19 protein-coding genes are annotated in these 17,472 nt (G+C 67.3%); 16 read left to right on the forward strand and 3 right to left on the reverse strand.

Annotated features, from left to right (window positions below; genetic code table 11):
• Nucleotides 1-48: 48 nt before the first annotated feature.
• Nucleotides 49-1,434 (forward strand): MFS transporter, encoded by a 1,386-nt coding sequence (locus tag AB3K92_RS12750; RefSeq protein ID WP_318834844.1) that lies wholly within the window; start codon nt 49-51, stop codon nt 1,432-1,434.
• A gap of 15 nt (nt 1,435-1,449) precedes the next feature.
• A complete protein-coding gene (locus AB3K92_RS12755) occupies nt 1,450-1,848 on the forward strand; it encodes a hypothetical protein (RefSeq protein WP_021158714.1) in 399 nt (132 codons plus the stop codon).
• 49 nt (nt 1,849-1,897) lie between these two features.
• Here the strand turns inward: AB3K92_RS12755 and AB3K92_RS12760 are convergent, their stop codons facing one another.
• Together AB3K92_RS12760 and AB3K92_RS12765 are read right to left on the reverse strand one after the other, a co-directional pair.
• The gene (locus AB3K92_RS12760) at nt 1,898-2,623 is read right to left on the reverse strand and encodes a glutathione S-transferase (RefSeq protein ID WP_059484052.1); all 726 of its coding nucleotides are present in this window, start codon (nt 2,621-2,623) and stop codon (nt 1,898-1,900) included.
• A gap of 132 nt (nt 2,624-2,755) precedes the next feature.
• Entirely contained in the window at nt 2,756-3,079 is a 324-nt protein-coding gene (locus tag AB3K92_RS12765; RefSeq protein ID WP_369465787.1) for a cupin domain-containing protein, read from the reverse strand.
• Between the two features lie 390 nt (nt 3,080-3,469).
• On the opposite strand from AB3K92_RS12765, the gene AB3K92_RS12770 reads away from it, so the two are divergent.
• The 9 genes from AB3K92_RS12770 to asd all read left to right on the forward strand — a co-directional run bounded on the left by AB3K92_RS12770 (nt 3,470) and on the right by asd (nt 10,364).
• Nucleotides 3,470-4,291, forward strand: a complete 822-nt coding sequence (locus tag AB3K92_RS12770) for a hypothetical protein (protein WP_369465199.1) — start codon at nt 3,470-3,472, stop codon at nt 4,289-4,291.
• A 30-nt stretch (nt 4,292-4,321) separates the two neighbouring features.
• The gene (locus tag AB3K92_RS12775; protein WP_369465788.1) at nt 4,322-5,083 is read left to right on the forward strand and encodes a Tat pathway signal protein; all 762 of its coding nucleotides are present in this window, start codon (nt 4,322-4,324) and stop codon (nt 5,081-5,083) included.
• 56 nt (nt 5,084-5,139) lie between these two features.
• Nucleotides 5,140-5,316, forward strand: a complete 177-nt coding sequence (locus AB3K92_RS12780; RefSeq protein ID WP_369465200.1) for a hypothetical protein — start codon at nt 5,140-5,142, stop codon at nt 5,314-5,316.
• Between the two features lie 204 nt (nt 5,317-5,520).
• Nucleotides 5,521-6,930, forward strand: a complete 1,410-nt coding sequence (gene leuC, locus AB3K92_RS12785; protein WP_369465201.1) for a 3-isopropylmalate dehydratase large subunit — start codon at nt 5,521-5,523, stop codon at nt 6,928-6,930.
• A gap of 3 nt (nt 6,931-6,933) precedes the next feature.
• Nucleotides 6,934-7,080: an entericidin A/B family lipoprotein gene (locus AB3K92_RS12790; protein ID WP_021158717.1), complete on the forward strand. Its 147-nt coding sequence runs from the start codon at nt 6,934-6,936 to the stop codon at nt 7,078-7,080.
• A 68-nt stretch (nt 7,081-7,148) separates the two neighbouring features.
• The gene (leuD, locus tag AB3K92_RS12795; RefSeq protein ID WP_021158718.1) at nt 7,149-7,799 is read left to right on the forward strand and encodes a 3-isopropylmalate dehydratase small subunit; all 651 of its coding nucleotides are present in this window, start codon (nt 7,149-7,151) and stop codon (nt 7,797-7,799) included.
• Between the two features lie 76 nt (nt 7,800-7,875).
• Complete coding sequence (gene leuB / locus AB3K92_RS12800) at nt 7,876-8,943, forward strand: 3-isopropylmalate dehydrogenase (RefSeq protein WP_021158719.1); 1,068 nt, start codon at nt 7,876-7,878, stop codon at nt 8,941-8,943.
• A 98-nt stretch (nt 8,944-9,041) separates the two neighbouring features.
• Nucleotides 9,042-9,161: a hypothetical protein gene (locus AB3K92_RS12805; protein WP_021158720.1), complete on the forward strand. Its 120-nt coding sequence runs from the start codon at nt 9,042-9,044 to the stop codon at nt 9,159-9,161.
• A gap of 81 nt (nt 9,162-9,242) precedes the next feature.
• The gene (gene asd, locus AB3K92_RS12810; protein WP_027791140.1) at nt 9,243-10,364 is read left to right on the forward strand and encodes an aspartate-semialdehyde dehydrogenase; all 1,122 of its coding nucleotides are present in this window, start codon (nt 9,243-9,245) and stop codon (nt 10,362-10,364) included.
• Between the two features lie 105 nt (nt 10,365-10,469).
• On the opposite strand, the gene flgE is transcribed toward asd, so the two are convergent.
• The gene (gene flgE / locus AB3K92_RS12815; RefSeq protein ID WP_048022078.1) at nt 10,470-11,714 is read right to left on the reverse strand and encodes a flagellar hook protein FlgE; all 1,245 of its coding nucleotides are present in this window, start codon (nt 11,712-11,714) and stop codon (nt 10,470-10,472) included.
• A gap of 38 nt (nt 11,715-11,752) precedes the next feature.
• Here flgE and AB3K92_RS12820 point away from each other — a divergent pair, with 38 nt between their 5' ends.
• From AB3K92_RS12820 to trpB, 5 genes are all read left to right on the forward strand, one after another.
• Nucleotides 11,753-11,938, forward strand: coding sequence for a hypothetical protein (locus AB3K92_RS12820; RefSeq protein ID WP_124922314.1), 186 nt, complete (start codon nt 11,753-11,755; stop codon nt 11,936-11,938).
• A 622-nt stretch (nt 11,939-12,560) separates the two neighbouring features.
• Nucleotides 12,561-14,705, forward strand: coding sequence for a FimV/HubP family polar landmark protein (locus AB3K92_RS12825; RefSeq protein ID WP_369465202.1), 2,145 nt, complete (start codon nt 12,561-12,563; stop codon nt 14,703-14,705).
• On the forward strand, nt 14,705-15,517 hold the full coding sequence (gene truA / locus AB3K92_RS12830) for a tRNA pseudouridine(38-40) synthase TruA (protein ID WP_021158725.1): 813 nt from the start codon (nt 14,705-14,707) through the stop codon (nt 15,515-15,517). Before AB3K92_RS12825 ends, truA begins: the two co-directional genes overlap by 1 nt.
• Nucleotides 15,514-16,215 (forward strand): phosphoribosylanthranilate isomerase, encoded by a 702-nt coding sequence (locus AB3K92_RS12835; protein ID WP_042974244.1) that lies wholly within the window; start codon nt 15,514-15,516, stop codon nt 16,213-16,215. Before truA ends, AB3K92_RS12835 begins: the two co-directional genes overlap by 4 nt.
• Before the next feature lie 55 nt (nt 16,216-16,270).
• Nucleotides 16,271-17,464, forward strand: coding sequence for a tryptophan synthase subunit beta (gene trpB, locus AB3K92_RS12840; RefSeq protein ID WP_369465203.1), 1,194 nt, complete (start codon nt 16,271-16,273; stop codon nt 17,462-17,464).
• Nucleotides 17,465-17,472 lie beyond the last annotated feature (8 nt).

Consider the following 17,472-nt stretch of genomic DNA (forward strand, 5'->3'; position numbering starts at 1 on the left):
ACGCGTGCCGGCTTCTACACTGCGGCGTTTCGTGATGTTCCCGCCGCCATGCCAGACCGTTCCAGAATCGCCGCCGTCTACCTGCTCGGCTTCGCGATCGACCTCGCGAACATGTTCATGCTGAACGCCGCGTATCCGGCGCTGCAGCGCGAACTGCACGCGTCGGTTGCGCAGCTTGCGTGGGTCGGCAACATGTACGTGCTCGGCCTGACCGTCGTGATTCCGTTCGGCACGTGGCTCGCGCGCCGCTGCGGCGAGCGGCGCGTGTTCGCGGCATCGCTGCTGCTGTTCGGGCTCGGCAGTGCCTGCGTCGGCGCATCGCCGTCGATCGAGACGCTGCTCGCGTGGCGGCTGGTCCAGGGGCTCGGCGGCGGGCTGCTGATACCGGTCGGGCAGACGATGGCCTATCGCGCGTATCCGCCGCAGGCACGGGCACGGCTCACGTCGGTCGTGATGATGGTCGCACTGCTCGTGCCGGCGTTGTCGCCGGCGATCGGCGGGGCGATTGTCGATCGCGGTTCGTGGCGCGCGATCTTCTTCGCGATGTTGCCGATCGCGGCCGCGACCTGCGCGCTCGCGTTCGCATGGCTGCCGCGCGACGGCGCGCGCGACCGGCCGCCGCGGCTCGACTGGCCGGGGCTCGGCCTGAGTGCGGTCACGCTCGTCGCGCTGCTGCTCGGGCTGACCGCCGCAGGGCAGCCCGGCGGCGCGGCATTCCCGCTCGCGATGCTGGCCGTCGCGAGCGCGGCGGGCGCGGGCTATGCGGCGCATGCGCGTCGCGCCCTGTCGCCGGTCGTCGACCTGCGCCTGCTAGCGCAGCCGCTGCTGCGAACCGGCGTGGTGGTCTATCTGTGCGTGCCGGGCATCTTCACGGGCGTCAACCTCGTCGCGTCGCTCTATCTGCAGAACGCGCTCGGGTTGAGCGCCGCGCATGCCGGCGCGCTGATGCTGCCGTGGGCGATCGCGGCGTGCTTCGCGATCGCGACCACGCGCCGCTGCTTCGCGCGCCACGGCGCGAAACCCTTGTTCGCGAGCGGCATCGCGATCGATTGCGTCGGCATCGCACTGCTCGCGACGCCCTGGGCCGACGTCGAAGCCGTGCGCATCGCGGCATTCGCGGCGATGGGGTTCGGCGCGAGCCTGTGCACGAGCACGTCGCAAAGCGCGGCGTTCGTCGATGTGCCTGCCGACCGGATGGGCGACGCGAGCGCGCTGTGGAACATCAACCGCCAGTTGAGCTTCTGCGTCGGCGTGGCCGTGCTCGGCAGCGCACTCAATGCGTTGCTGGCGTTCGACGCGGGCGGGCCGTCGCTCGCGCCGTACCGCTGGTGCTTCGGGCTGGCGGTGCTGCTGACGTTGCTGCCGCTGGGCCTGATTGCACGGCTTCCCGCATACCGTGCGCCGGTCGCGCAACCCGTTTCATCCCATTCGTGAGAACCTGAGAGCCTTATGAATTTGCCGAACCCGTATTTCAAGGAAGTCGTCGACACCGTTGCCGACATCGCGTGCTGGTTGTCCGGCCGTGCCGGCCCCGAGCGGCTCGCGACGCTGATGGCGCGTTTTTCGCCGGGATTTTCGATGATCACGATGTCGGGCACGGTGCTCGATTACGCGGGCATCGATGCGCTGTTTTCACACGGGCACGGCGCGCGCCCCGGGCTGGTGATCGACATCGACGAGTTGCGCGGGCTTGCCGTGTGGTCCGATGGCGCGACGATCGGCTATCGCGAGACGCAGACCGACGCGCAAGGGCAGCGCACGGTGCGGCGCTCGACGGTCGTGTTCCGGCGCGAGGCGGACGGGCTGATCGTGTGGCGCCATTTGCACGAGACGCCGGTCGCCGCGTGAGCGGGGCGTCGGCCGCCCTGCGTGAAGCGGCGCGGATGCGGTGCCGGCGTTACTTGTCCAGCTCCGGATAGTGCCGGAAGATGCCCATGTCGTTGAACGGGATGCGGCGTTCCGACGCGAGATAGCGCGCCACCGGCGGATGCTCCGCGACGCGGTCGTGCAGCGCGACCAGCGCCGCGATTTTCCGCTCCGCGCGCTTCATCGCCTTCGGAAACGCGTAACGCAGCCCCTCGATCAACTGGAACATCGACAGGTCCGCATAGCTGAGTGCGTGGCCGGCGATGTAGCCGCTCTTGTGCGGGTTCTGGTCGAGTACGCGCTCGAAATAACCGAGGAATTTCGGCAGCCGGTTCTCGCGGAAATCGGCTGCGCGCTCGGCGGCTTCCGCCTGCTGGTCCTCGTAGTAGAGGCCGCTTGCGATCGGATGGTGCGTGTCGTGGATCTCGGTGACGAAATCGGCCACGGTCAACTGAAGCTGGTGCACCCACAGCCGGCCGGCTTCGTCGTCCGGCGCGAGCCCGAGCCGCGCGCCGAGAAACAGCAGGATGTTCGCGGTCTGCCCGACCACCAGGTCGCCGGCTTTCAGGAACGGCGGTGCAAACGGCACGCATTCCGCCTTCGCGCTGTCCATCATGCGCATCATCGCCGGCACTCCCATGCCGCGCCCCGATTCGCGCGCGACGTCGACGTAGTCGGCTTCCGCCGCCTCGAGCGCGAGCCGCACATATTCGCCTCGGCCCTGGATCTCGGGCCAGTAATACAGTTCGTATCGCATGCTGTTTTCCCGTTCGTTGAAGCGGCCGCCACCGGCATCGTGACGATCGGGCGGCCGCGCGTCGCGCGCCGCCCGCTGCGAATAGACAGTCTAGGCGATCGCGGGAAAAGTGCCGCGCGTCACCATCACGCGCTACGCGCCGCGCTCGCCGCCCTCGGGGCCGTAGAAGAACACCCAGGTCGAGAAGTCGCCGGAGAAGCCGGTGAAGCGGTGGTCGGCGTGTGCCGGGACGAACAGCACGTCACCGGCCGCGACCGCGCATTCGCGTCCGTCGACGACGAAGTGCGACGTGCCGGTGGCGATCACGTAGACCTCGTCGCGCGTATGCGGCTTCTGCTTGTCCTCGACGCACGGCCGGTACAGCTCGACGTCGAGCGTGCCGTGGCGAAACAGCGTCGTGAACAGCGTGCCTGCTTCGTCGAGATGGGCGAGCGATTCGTTCAGGCCAAGCTTCATCGTCGTGTACTCCGGGTCCGGGTCGTGGGGATTGCCCATGTGCGTTGCGCCATCGTAGCGCGTCATGCGGGGGAAGTCGCGCGGCGTGCGGGGCGCATGATCGCCATCCGTGGAACGAATCGCGCAGGTGCTCACCCTATGTGAAACGCGGGCATCCATCCGTGAAACGAAGACGCGATTGCGCGTATTGGCTCGCAAACTTCACCGCAATTTAACAAACGCCGACTACGATCCGGGCTCGTCAATCGACGGAAGCGCGGCGATTAGGACCGCGCTGCGGTACTGCCGTCCGTCGCCACCTGTGCGACTCGCCCGACTGCGATTTCCCGTGACCGTGAATGCGACGCCGGGGTATCGCGTCGACGTCATTCGCATCATTTCGTATTTCTCATGAAACTGAATCCGCTGGCTTCTTCACGCAGAAAATTCCTGGCCGCCGCGCCGGCCGTCGCGGCGGTGCCGCTGCTGAGCGCATGCGGCGGCGACGACGTCACGTCGATGCCCGTTACCGACGCCGCGCTGGCCGCGCAAATGTCCGCGAAGCTGAATGCGCAGCTCGGCGATGCCGCGACGGTCGGCGCGATCCAGCCGGCGCTGACCGACGTCGGGTTTGCGTGGGACCTGCCGACGATGCCGGCGGCCCAGGCCGGCGCGATCGTCGCGTACAGCTTCGGCAATCGCCCGAACGCGGCAAGCGGCAATACGTCGAGCACGGGCGGCAACCAGTCCGCGCTGCCCGATCCAGGGCCCGTCAGCGAAGCGCTCGCGGATGCCGTCTATCGCATTCGGCAACTGAAGCCGGTCAAGGTCTACGCGCAGTGGGAGATCGCCCGCTTTCTCGTGTCGAAATACGGGATGGGCGCCGACGAGCTGTCGTCGATCGAGCCCGTGATCTCGAGCGACGGCACGATCGTGTACCTCAGCACGGCCGGCGTGGCCGCCGAGGCCGTGTCGCGCGCGGGCGGCGCGGCGGCGATGGGCAGCGTCGCGGTGGTCGGCCATCGGGATCATGCGAAGCGCTGCATCCAGACCTCGCAGCAGGCGGGCATGAAGGCGGCCGCGGTTGCCGAGGTGCCGTTGCCGGCGCGCTACGACCCGCAGTCGGGCCAGCCGTGGACGCGCAACCGCAGCCTGTACCTCGTGCACGACATGTATGCGCAGATGCTCGCCCGCGCGGTCGGCGCGACGATGCAGGCGTTCCCGAAGGGCTGACGCACTTTCTTTCTCCCGATTCCGATGACCATGCAGACCCGCCGCCATTTCCTCGCTTCCGCTGCCGCGCTTGCCGCGACCGGTACCGCCAGCACGCCGGGCTTCGCCGGCGACGCTCCCGTTTCAGACGCCGAACTGCAACGCCAGATGCTCGGCAAGCTGACGAACGAACTGAACGACCGCGCAGCCGCCGCCGACGAGGCCGGTTACCTGTTCGAGACGTTTTTCTCGTGGACGCCGCCGACCGTCCAGGCCACGGCCATCAACACGATTGCCGCATTCGCTTTCGGCAGTCGCGCCGCGCCGTCGTCCGGCGCCGCGCCCGTGCCGGGCCCCGTGAACGAGGCGATTGCCGACGCCGTGTTCGTGCTGCGCGAGAAGGTTGCCGCGCGGATCTTTGCGCAGCAGGAAGTCGCGAGCGTGCTCGCGTCGAAATACGGGCTGACGGCCGGCGTGACGTCGATCGCGACACCGGCGCCGGCCGCCGGCAGCCCGATACCGACGCCCGACGGCGTCGTAACCGCGATCGTCACGCAGGCCGGCTCGGCGTCGGCACTCGGCAACGTCGGTGTCGTCACGCATTCGGATCAGGCGTCGATTGCCGTGCGCGTGTCGAATGCCGCGGGGATGCAGGCCGCGGTGCCGGCGGGCCTGACGCTGCCGTCGCTCTACGACGCGTCCGCGCAGATGCCGGCCTTGCGGCGCCGCGATCTTTACCTGCTGAGCAACGTCGGGGTGCAACTCGGGATGCTGCGGCTCGAGCTGATCAACCGCGAATACCCGAACGGCTGACGCTGCGGGGCACTCGCGGCATCCGCTGCCGAACGACTTCACGTTCCGGGCGCTCGGTGTGCGGCGCAATCGCGAGCTACGGGCCGTTCAAGACGCCTTCGCCGCACGACACGTCGCAGCGAAGGGTGTTGTTCCGCAACGGCCGCTTCCACTTGCTGGAGGACGCGCAGCGCTTCCGCGTGCAGCGCGATACCGACCCCACGAAGGCGGCCAGCCGGCGCGTGTCGCCGTGACACGCATCCCGTGCGACGGCTGCAACCGCCGCCGCGCCGTGCGCGCCCGCATTTGCCGGGTAATGCCGATACAGGTATTGGCACTACCAGCCAAACCACTGTTTTTAATGGTTTTTTTCGCGTGCGGCCCGCGCCGTGACGCGTTCTGCGTGGCATAATCGACCGCATCCGCAAGGCTTGTAGTCACAACGACCCCGCATACCCATGGCACAGACTCTCTACGACAAACTGTGGAACACCCACGTGGTCCACACCGAGGAAGACGGCACGACTTTGCTCTACATCGACCGTCAGCTGCTGCATGAAGTCACGAGCCCGCAGGCATTCGAAGGGCTGAAGATCGCGCAGCGTCCGGTGTGGCGCATCAGCGCGAACCTGGCCGTGTCGGACCACAACGTGCCGACCACCGATCGCAGCCACGGCATCGCCGATCCCGTCTCGAAGCTGCAGGTCGACACGCTCGACGCGAACTGCGATGCGTTCGGCATCACGCAGTTCAAGATGAACGACGTGCGCCAGGGCATCGTCCACATCATCGGGCCGGAGCAGGGCGCGACGCTGCCGGGCATGACGATCGTGTGCGGCGATTCGCATACGTCGACGCACGGCGCGTTCGGCGCGCTCGCACACGGCATCGGCACGTCGGAAGTCGAGCACGTGCTCGCCACGCAGACCCTGCTGCAGAAGAAGAGCAAGAACATGCTCGTGAAGGTCGAGGGTGCGCTGCCGCGCGGATGTACCGCGAAGGACATCGTGCTCGCGATCATCGGCAAGATCGGCACGGCCGGCGGCACGGGCTACGCGATCGAATTCGGCGGCTCGACGATCCGCGCGCTGACGATGGAAGGCCGCATGACCGTCTGCAACATGGCGATCGAAGCCGGCGCGCGCGCGGGCATGGTCGCGGTGGACGACACGACCATCGATTACCTGAAGGGCCGTCCGTTCGTGCCGACCGGCGCGGAATGGGATCAGGCCGTCGAATACTGGCGTCAGTTCAAGTCGGACGAAGGCGCGCAGTTCGATCGCGTGGTCGAGCTGAACGCGGCCGAGATCGTGCCGCAGGTCACGTGGGGCACGTCGCCGGAAATGGTCACGTCGATCGACAGTCGCGTGCCCGATCCCGAACGCGAGAAGGATCCGGTCAAGCGCGACGCGATGGAGCGTGCGCTGGCCTACATGGCGCTCGAGCCGAACACGCCGATCGAGTCGATCAAGGTCGACAAGATCTTCATCGGTTCGTGCACGAACGCGCGCATCGAGGACATCCGCGCAGCCGCGTACGTCGTGAAGAAGCTGAACCGTCGCGTCGCGTCGAACGTGCGGCTCGCGATGGTCGTGCCGGGCTCGGGCCTCGTGAAGGCGCAGGCCGAGCGCGAAGGGCTCGACAAGGTGTTCACGGATGCCGGTTTCGAATGGCGCGAGCCGGGCTGCTCGATGTGCCTCGCGATGAACGCCGACCGGCTGGATCCGGGCGAGCGCTGCGCGTCGACGTCGAACCGCAACTTCGAAGGGCGGCAGGGCGCGGGCGGTCGCACGCACCTCGTGAGCCCCGCGATGGCGGCGGCCGCGGCGATCGAAGGTCACTTCGTCGACATTCGCAAGCTGGGGTGACGCGTGACGGCATCGAAGGTCATCGCGCGGCTGGTTGCCGCGCTGGCGCTGGCGGGGCTGGGTTTCGGCCTTGCGGGCTGCAATACCGTCCAGGGCTTCGGGCAGGACGTCAACGCCGCCGGCAATGCGCTGAAGCGCGCCGCGGAGTGACGAGTCCCGCCGAGAATTTGTCGATGTGCGCCGGCTGAACGCCGGCCCTTCAACCGGATAGACGGATCATGGAAAAATTCATTGTGCATACCGGCGTCGTGGCGCCGCTCGATCGCGAGAACGTCGACACCGACGCGATCATCCCGAAGCAGTTCCTGAAGTCGATCAAGCGCACGGGCTTCGGTCCGAACGCGTTCGACGAATGGCGTTACCTCGATCACGGCGAGCCGGGCCAGGACAACTCGAAGCGCCCGCTGAATCCCGACTTCGTGCTGAACCAGCCGCGCTACCAGGGTGCATCCGTGCTGCTCGCGCGCAAGAACTTCGGCTGCGGCAGCTCGCGCGAGCACGCGCCGTGGGCGCTGCAGCAGTACGGCTTCCGCGCGATCATCGCGCCGAGCTTCGCGGACATCTTCTTCAACAACTGCTACAAGAACGGGCTGCTGCCGATCGTGCTGACCGAGCAGCAGGTCGATCACCTGTTCAACGAGACGGCTGCGTTCAACGGTTTTCAACTGACGATCGACCTCGACGCACAGGTCGTGCGTGCGGGTGACGGCCGCGAATATCCGTTCGAGATCGCCGCGTTCCGCAAGTACTGCCTGCTGAACGGCTTCGACGACATCGGCCTCACGCTGCGCCACGCGGACAAGATTCGCCAGTTCGAGGCCGAGCGCCTCGTGAAGCAGCCGTGGCTCAATACCAAGCTGGTCGGCTGACGTGCCTTTCGGGCGGGCGCGCCGGCGGCGCGCCCGCCGGCCTGCCTCATAAAACCTACCCAGTCAGGAATTTCGCATGAAGATTGCAGTGCTGCCCGGCGACGGCATCGGTCCGGAAATCGTCAATGAAGCGGTGAAGGTGCTGAACGCACTCGACGAGAAGTTCGAACTCGAACAGGCGCCGGTCGGCGGCGCGGGCTACGAGGCAAGCGGTCATCCGCTGCCGGACGCGACGCTGGCGCTCGCGAAGGAAGCCGACGCGATCCTGTTCGGCGCCGTGGGCGACTGGAAGTACGACTCGCTCGAGCGCGCGCTGCGCCCCGAGCAGGCGATCCTCGGGCTGCGCAAGCATCTCGAGCTGTTCGCGAACTTCCGCCCGGCGATCTGCTACCCGCAGCTCGTCGATGCGTCGCCGCTGAAACCCGAGCTGGTCGCGGGCCTCGACATCCTGATCGTGCGCGAACTGAACGGCGACATCTACTTCGGCCAGCCGCGCGGCGTGCGTGCCGCACCGGACGGCCTGTTCGCGGGCGAACGCGAAGGCTTCGACACGATGCGTTATTCGGAACCGGAAGTGCGCCGTATCGCGCACGTCGCGTTCCAGGCGGCCCGCAAGCGCGCGAAGAAGCTGCTGTCGGTCGACAAGGCGAACGTGCTCGAAACGTCGCAGTTCTGGCGCGACATCATGATCGACGTGTCGAAGGAGTACGCGGACGTCGAGCTGTCGCACATGTACGTCGACAACGCGGCGATGCAGCTCGCGAAGGCGCCGAAGCAGTTCGACGTGATCGTCACCGGCAACATGTTCGGCGACATCCTGTCGGATGAAGCGTCGATGCTGACGGGCTCGATCGGCATGCTGCCGTCGGCGTCGCTCGACAAGAACAACAAGGGCCTGTACGAACCGTCGCACGGTTCGGCGCCGGACATCGCGGGCAAGGGCATCGCGAACCCGCTCGCGACGATCCTGTCGGCCGCGATGATGCTGCGTTACTCGCTGAATCGTGCGGAGCAGGCCGATCGCATCGAGCGCGCGGTGAAAACGGTGCTCGAACAGGGCTACCGCACGGGCGATATCGCGACGCCGGGCGGCAAGCAGGTCGGCACGACGGCGATGGGCGACGCGGTGGTCGCGGCGCTGTAACGCAGGCAAGTAGAAAGGGCGCGAACGGGCCGCGAAATCGGCCGGTTCGCGCGCGGTTGGCCGTTGTGCGGGCAACCGGCTTTGTGTAGACTCGAACGATGGCGCAAATTTCCCTGATCTCCCCGGTCTTGAAACTCCACGGCAACATTGCCCGTGCGGGTGCGCGCGCCATCGTCATCACGAAAACCATTACCACGAAAACGATCATTAAACGCTGATCGTCCGTCGTGCCCGCCTATTTCCCCGCGCGGTCACACCGGGGACGGAAATGGCGGGGAAGCTCCATCAAAGGGTTAGTCATGAACGTAGGTCTCGTAGGTTGGCGCGGCATGGTCGGCAGCGTCCTGATGCAGCGCATGCAGGAAGAGGGCGATTTCGACCTGATCGAACCGGTGTTTTTCAGCACCAGCAACACGGGCGGCAAAGCGCCGTCGTTCGCGAAAAACGAGACCACGCTCAAGGACGCGACCAACGTCGACGAGCTGAAGAAGTGCGACGTGATCATCACGTGCCAGGGCGGCGACTACACGAACGACGTGTTCCCGAAGCTGCGCGCGGCCGGCTGGAACGGCTACTGGATCGATGCGGCATCGTCGCTGCGGATGAAGGACGACGCGGTCATCATCCTCGATCCGGTCAACCTCGACGTGATCAAGGACGCGCTCGTCAAGGGCACGAAGAACTTCATCGGCGGCAACTGCACGGTCAGCCTGATGCTGATGGCGCTCGGCGGCCTGTTCCGCGAGAACCTCGTCGACTGGATGACGGCGATGACCTACCAGGCCGCATCGGGCGCGGGCGCGCAGAACATGCGCGAACTGCTGTCGCAGATGGGCACGCTGAACGGCGCTGTGAAGGAGCAGCTCGCCGATCCGGCATCCGCGATCCTCGACATCGACCGCCGCGTGCTGGCCGCGATGAACAGCGACGCGATGCCGACCAGCAACTTCGGCGTGCCGCTCGCCGGCTCGCTGATCCCGTGGATCGACAAGGATCTCGGCAACGGGATGTCGAAGGAAGAGTGGAAGGGCGGCGCGGAAACCAACAAGATCCTCGGCAAGCCGGCAATGGGCGAGCCGGGTTCGATCCCGGTCGACGGCCTGTGCGTGCGGATCGGCGCAATGCGCTGCCACTCGCAGGCACTGACGATCAAGCTGAACAAGGACGTGCCGCTCGACGAGATCAACGGCATCCTCGCGTCGGCGAACGACTGGGTGAAGGTCGTGCCGAACGAGCGTGAAGCGTCGATGCGCGACCTGTCGCCGGCGAACGTCACGGGCACGCTGACGGTGCCGGTCGGCCGCCTGCGCAAGCTCGCGATGGGCGGCGAATACCTGTCGGCGTTCACGGTCGGCGACCAACTGCTGTGGGGTGCGGCCGAGCCGCTACGCCGCATGCTGCGCATCCTGCTCGACAAGTAAGCTCGTGTGTCCGGCCCGCGATGCGCGGGCCGCGTTGCACAAGATGGCGCGCCGCGCCGGCCTTGACGATATCAGGGCTGGCGCGGCGCGTTTTTCATGTGCGCGTCAGCGCATGTTCAGCAGCGTCTGGTCGACGGTCTGCTGGGTCTTGATCGTCTGCGCATTGGCCTGATAATCGCGCTGCGCCTTGATCAGGTTCACGAGCTCGGTCGTCAGGTCGACGTTCGAGTTTTCCAGCGCGCTTCCCTGCAGCGTGCCGTGGTTCGTGCTGCCCGGCGCGGAGATCTGCGGCACGCCCGACGCGGCGGTTTCCACATACTGATTGCCGCCGATGTTCTCGAGCCCGTTCGGGTTGTTGAAGTTCGCGAGCGCGATCAGGCCGAGCACCGCGCTCTGGCCGTTCGAGTAGTTGCCGGTCAGCTTGCCGTCGGTGCCGATCGAGAACGTCGTCAGCGTGCCGCTCGCGAAGCCGTCCTGTGCGAGGTTGGTCACGCCGCTCTTTCCGCCGAACTGCGTCGTGCCGCCCAGGTCGAGCGTCAGGTTCTGCGGATTGGCGCCGCCCGACGCGTTGGGGATCGAAAACGCGAACTGACCGAGGCTCGGCGTCGGCTGGCCGGTGGCGGCCGACGTGGTCGAGGTGATCCGGCCCGATGTGTCGAACGTGACGGTGCCGAGATTCGTCGGCGTCTGGCCCTGCACGCCCGCGTAGGCCTGCCAGGTGCCGGCCGCGTTCTTCGTGAAGTACATCGACACCTGCTGCGAGCCGCCGAGCGTGTCGTACACCTGGATCGACGAATTGTAGTTGTACGTGGTGTTGTCGCCCGGGTTGAACGGCGTCTTGGCCGGCACCTTGTCCTGCGAATTCAGGTTGAACTGGCCGGTGATCTTCGTCGTCGCCTGCGGGGCGATGTTGTTGGTCGGCGCCTGCAGCGGCACGGTCGCCGCGGTATTGATCGCGCCGCCCGGGCCTGCCGCATAGCCCATCAGGTTGCGGTTTTGCGAATCGACGATGGCGCCGCTCTTGTCGCGGTGGAATACGCCGTCACGCGAGTACGTCGTCACGCCGTTGTTCGACATCTGGAAGAAGCCGTTGCCGTTGATCGCGATGTCGAGCGACGACTTCGTCGTGTTGATCGTCCCCTGGCCGAATTGCTGCTGCACCGACGCGAGCCGCGTGCCGATGCCGATCTGCGTGTTGGTCGACGTCGCGACCGAATTCGCGTACATGTCGGCGAAGTTCGCGCGCCCCTGCTTGAAGCCGACCGTGTTTGCGTTCGCGATGTTGTTGCCGATCACGTCGAGATGGTTCGCCGCGCCGGCCAACCCGCTCAAACCCTGCTGATAGCCCATGTTCGATCCCCGTAACGAGCTGGTGAGTAGATGCAGTCGTGCGACTGCGCGATGCCTCCCTGGCACCTCACGACGTCAGCCCGGCCACGCGCGTGCCCGCCTTTCCGGCAGGTGCGTGCGCGATGGTCGAACTGCGCCGATTCTTGTTTGAAGACGATCGTAACGACGGCAATTATTCGATCTGTGTAATTTTGTGTAATGTAATTGAATTGCTGTCGAAATGATCGATTTCGTATGAGAAATGAAACGGGGGTGAGGCTTGGAAGCCTTGTGCGGCGGGGGTTTGGGGGTGGAAATGTCCAATTCGACGATAAGAGAGGGGAATTGGCCTCTTATCGATCAATTGAAATTTATTTGAATGGATTGGGGGATCGGTGGGATTTGTTTTTATTGGATATTGCTAATTCATTAACGGCAGGTGGCGCGATTTATTGAGCAAGCGTGCCCGATTTCGCGGTCGTGGCGCGGCATCGAGCCCCGGAGTGGGCAGGCCGCCGGGTGAGCGGCAAGGGGCGCGCCATTCGTTCGGGACGGGATGCGGCCGGGCGTTTTTCAGTCGAGGGAGGTGTGCTTCCGATCGATCGGGAACGCTGGTCGCACCGTGTGAACCCGGGCATCGGAGCGGCTCGGCCGGCGGGTGCGCGGACGCGCGAACGCGGCCGGTTGCGCCCATCGGCGACGAATTCGGCCCGAACCCGATCACGTGAAGTAAACTACGCGTTTACGACGCACAGACCCGCCGAAAGCGTCGCGTTCAACGCGACGCTTTTGCATTTCTGCGGCAACTTTATTGACGCTTTCAACCGCGAATCCGAGCCGCGCCCGCGCGCGGCGATAGAGCCAACGATGTCCCGAATTTCCTTGTTTCCGCGTCAGTCCCGTCTGTCGCGCGCCGTGCGTGGCGCGCTGGCGATCCTGGCGCTCGGCGCAACCGCATCGGCCTGGGCGGCCGGCACCGGCGAACTGCCGGCGTCCGCTGCCGGCGGTGCAGTGCCGCTTACCGTGACGGTCCAGCCCGGCCAGTCGCTGAACGACATCGCGAAAGCGGCCACGCAGTCGCACGATCCCGGTGTGCTCGCGCGCGCCGGCCGCGCGCTGTTCGACGCCAATCCGCAGGCGTTCATGAAGCACGACGCGAGCCGCCTGAAAGTCGGCGCGACGCTGACCGTGCCGGCGCTCGATGCGACAGGCGCGGCACTCGTGCCGGCCGGTGCATCCGCTGCATCCGGCGCATCGGGTACGGCGGCAGCATCCGCGCCCGTCGCGGCGTCCGGCGGCACGGCGGTCGCGCAGCATGGTGCGTCGGCGCCGCATCCGGGGTCGACCCCGGCGGCGACCGTGCCATCCGCGCCGGTGGCGCCGGCCGTGCATGCGGCTCCGGTGAGCGGCGCGAGCGTCGCGACGGCCGCCGGTGCGGCGGCGTCGCTCGGCGCTTCGACGGCACACGGCGCATCGGCCGTCGAAAGCATGCAGCCGGCGGCGCCCGTTGCCGGTGCAAGCGGTCCGCATGTGTGGAGCGGCGCGATCCAGTCGGTGCCGTCGTCCGCGAGCGGTGTCGCGCTTCCGCCTGTTGCGGGCAGCCAGGTTTCGGGCATGAACGAACCGGCCGGCGCGGCGCCCGCCACAGGCGCGTCGCAGCCGCGGCCGTCGAGCCTGCAGCAACTGCTGGCGCTGAAGAACCGCGTGCTGATGGAACTGCAGAAGCACGGCATCGGCAAGCCGGCCACGACGAACGAGGTCACGCCGGCGCCCGTGCCGGCACCTGTTGCGCCGCGTCCGGCCGCGAACGATACGGGCGCGTCCGCTGCCGCGCCGACGGCAGGTGAAGCCGCGTCCGGCGTTGCTGCCAGCGCAGTCCAGCCGGCATCGGTATCGGCGCCCGCGCAACCGGCCGCGCCGGTGGCGGCACCTGCGCGCAGTACCGGGCAGATGGACTGGCGTCCGGCCGCGGTGGCCGGTGCGGCCGTGATCGTCCTCGCCGCGGGTTTTGCGTGGCGCAAGCGCCGGAAGGGCCGGCGCGCGGAAGAAACGGGTGATGCGGGTACGAGCGCGACGGCTGCTGCGGTCGTCGCGGGCGGGGCTGCGGCTGCTGCGGCAGAAACCGACGCCGCGCCGTCCGTCGAGCCGGAACTGCCGATCCGGCCCGAGATGCCGGTCGCACGCGACGCGGCTTCCGACTTGAGCCTTGCCGCGGCCGCTGCCGCAGCGGCGGAGGCGGTCGAGACGCCTGATACGGATGTGCCGCCGGCGCCGGAAGTGGTGCCGCCGCATGACGAGCAGCCCGAATTACCGGCCGCGCACGCCGTAGTGCCGACCGCGAGCGAGGCGGCTCCGGCTCCGCACGATACCGAGCCGGTAGAGAAGTTCGCTGCCGAAAAGCCCGCGGAACAGCCTGCCGAGACGCCGATCGCACCCGCGGCCACCGAAACGCAGCACGCGGCGCTGATGCAGAACGCGATCAGCGCGCTCAACAGCCTCGACATGCCGCTGCCGCCGCGCACGCAGGACGAGCCGTCGCCGGCGACGGACGAGTCTGCCGCGCAGGCAACGCAGTCCGACACCGGTCAAATTGCAACTAACGGTCGAGCCAGCCAGCGCCTCCCGATTGGCGCGATCGATCCGGCCCCTGAACATCCGGCCGACCAGGACGACGAGTTCGATTGGGATCCGGACGCGGCGACGCCTGCCGGCCAGGCGGGCAGCCCGTTCGCGACGTCGTCGCTGCCGCCGCTCGGCGGCGCGCAGTTCGGCGCGCTGAAGCTCGACTTCGATCTGGACCTGCCGTCCACGCCGGGCGCCGCATTGCCGGCGCTGACGCCGGACGAACTTGCCCGCATCGCGCGCAACAAGCTCGACCTCGCGACCGAATACGTCGAACTGGGCGACCTGTCCGGCGCACGGACGCTGCTGCAGGAAGTGGTCGACGCAAACGACACCGCGACGCGCGACGATGCGCGTGCGCTGCTCGCGAAACTGGCGGACGAGGCGTGATGCGGATCGCGCTCGGCATTCAGTACGACGGCGCGGCGTTCTGCGGCTGGCAGGCGCAGCCGCACGGCAAGACGGTGCAGGACCGGCTCGAGCACGCGCTGGCCGAGTTCGCGCGCGTGCCGCTGCATACGACGGTGGCCGGGCGGACCGACACGGGCGTGCACGGGCTCGGGCAGGTCGTGCATTTCGATACCGACCTGGATCGCGAGGTGTTCTCGTGGGTGCGCGGGACCAACGCGTTCCTGCCGCCGACCGTGGCGGTGCAATGGGCGAAGCCGATGCCGGAGACGTTCCACGCGCGTTTCTCGGCGTTCGAGCGCACCTATTACTACGCGCTGTACGTGCATCCCGTGCGCTCGCCGATGCTGGCGGGGCGCGCGGGCTGGATCCACACGCCGCTCGACGACGACGCGATGCGCGCCGCCGCCGCGCACCTGATCGGCGAGCACGACTTCTCGTCGTTCCGGTCGTCGGAATGCCAGTCGAAGACGCCGGTCAAACACCTGTACCAGATCGACGTGCGGCGCGTGGGCCATTTCATTCATTTCCGGTTCCGCGCCAACGCGTTCCTGCACCACATGGTGCGCAACCTGATGGGCTGCCTCGTCGCGGTCGGCCGCGGCCGTTATCCGGCCGGCTGGCTTGCCGACGTGCTGGCCGGGCGCGATCGCACTCTCGCGGCGCCCACGTTCATGGCCGACGGGCTGTACCTCGCCCACGTCGGCTACCCGGCGGAATTCGCCGTCCCGCCCGCGCAGCTCGGCAGCGTGCCGTGGAGCAGCGTCTGGGCCGACCTGGACCCTCAACCATGACGGATCACGCCGTGTCTCCTTCGACTCCCGCCGCGGCCGGCCTGCCGCCGCGCACGCGCATCAAGCTGTGCGGGCTGTCGCGCCCCGAGGACGTGCTGCACGCGGCGGCGCTCGGCGCCGACGCGATCGGTCTCGTGTTCTACCCCAAGAGCCCGCGCGCGGTGACGATCGCGCAGGCGGCCGAGCTGGCGCGCCTCGCGCCGCCGTTCGTGTCGGTGGTCGGGCTGTTCGTGAACGCGACCGAAGCCGAGATCGAAGCCGTCGTGCGCGACGTGCCGCTCACGCTGCTGCAGTTCCACGGCGACGAGACGCCGGAACAGTGCGACGCGCTCGGCCGCGCGGCCCGCCTGCCGTGGTTGCGCGCGGTGCGCGTCGGCCCCTCGACGCAGCGTGCCGATTTGGTAGAATCGGCACTTCATTATTCGAAAGCGCGCGGCCTCCTGTTCGACACCCTGGTGCCGGATTACGGCGGTAGCGGCAAGGTCTTCGATTGGTCTCTTATTCCCGCAGAGCTCGCGCATCGGGCCGTTTTGAGTGGTGGCTTGAGCGCGCAAAACGTCGGTGATGCGATTCGCCAGTTGCGCCCGTTTGCTGTCGATGTCTCGAGTGGCATCGAAGTGGAGGGCGCGAAGGGCGTGAAGGATCACGCCCGGATGGCGGCGTTCGTACGCGCGGTGCGCGAAGCGGACGCCGGGTGATGCAAGCCGGCGCGGCCCCGAAAGCGGGGCGCCCCGACCGATCGAGAGAGACACCATGTACAACCTTCCTGATGACCGCGGCCACTTCGGCCCGTATGGCGGCGTGTTCGTCGCCGAGACGCTGATTCACGCGCTGGACGAACTGCGCGCGGCGTATGAAAAATTCCAGAACGATCCCGATTTCGTCGCCGAATTCGAGCGCGAGCTGAAGCATTTCGTCGGCCGCCCGTCGCCGATCTATCACGCGCAGCGCTGGAGCGAGACGCTCGGCGGCGCGCAGATCTACCTGAAGCGTGAAGACCTGAACCACACGGGCGCGCACAAGATCAACAACGTGATCGGTCAGGCGCTGCTCGCGAAGCGCATGGGCAAGAAGCGCGTGATCGCCGAGACGGGCGCCGGCCAGCACGGCGTTGCGACCGCGACGATCTGCGCCCGCTTCGGGATGGAGTGCGTCGTCTACATGGGCTCGGAAGACGTGCGCCGCCAGGCCGCGAACGTCTACCGGATGAAGCTGCTCGGCGCGACGGTCGTGCCGGTCGAATCGGGTTCGCGCACGCTGAAGGACGCGCTGAACGAAGCGATGCGCGACTGGGTCACGAACATCGAAAGCACGTTCTACATCATCGGCACGGTCGCGGGCCCGCACCCGTACCCGATGATGGTGCGCGACTTCCAGCGCGTGATCGGCGACGAGTGCAAGGTCCAGATGCCCGAGCTCGCGGGCCGGCAGCCGGACGCGGTGATCGCCTGCGTCGGCGGCGGCTCGAACGCGATGGGCATCTTCTATCCGTACATCGACGACACATCGGTGCAGCTGATCGGTGTCGAAGCGGCCGGCGACGGCCTCGACACGGGCCATCACGCGGCGTCGCTGATCGCCGGCAGCCCGGGCGTGCTGCACGGCAACCGTACCTACCTGCTGCAGGACGACAACGGCCAGATCATCGAGACGCATTCGGTGTCGGCGGGCCTCGACTATCCGGGCGTCGGCCCCGAGCACGCATGGCTGAAGGACAGCGGCCGCGCACAGTACGTCGGCATTACCGACGAGGAAGCGCTGAAGGCGTTCCACGACTGCTGCCGGATCGAGGGGATCATTCCCGCGCTCGAGTCGAGCCACGCGATCGCGTACGGCGTGAAGCTCGCGCCGACGTTGCAGAAGGACAAGATCCTGCTCGTCAACCTGTCGGGCCGCGGCGACAAGGACATGCACACGGTCGCCGAGCGATCGGGCATCGAGCTCTGACCCCGACC

The sequence above is a fragment of the Burkholderia sp. Bmkn7 genome, assembly GCF_041103175.1.
GTDB classification, from domain to species: domain Bacteria; phylum Pseudomonadota; class Gammaproteobacteria; order Burkholderiales; family Burkholderiaceae; genus Burkholderia; species Burkholderia cepacia.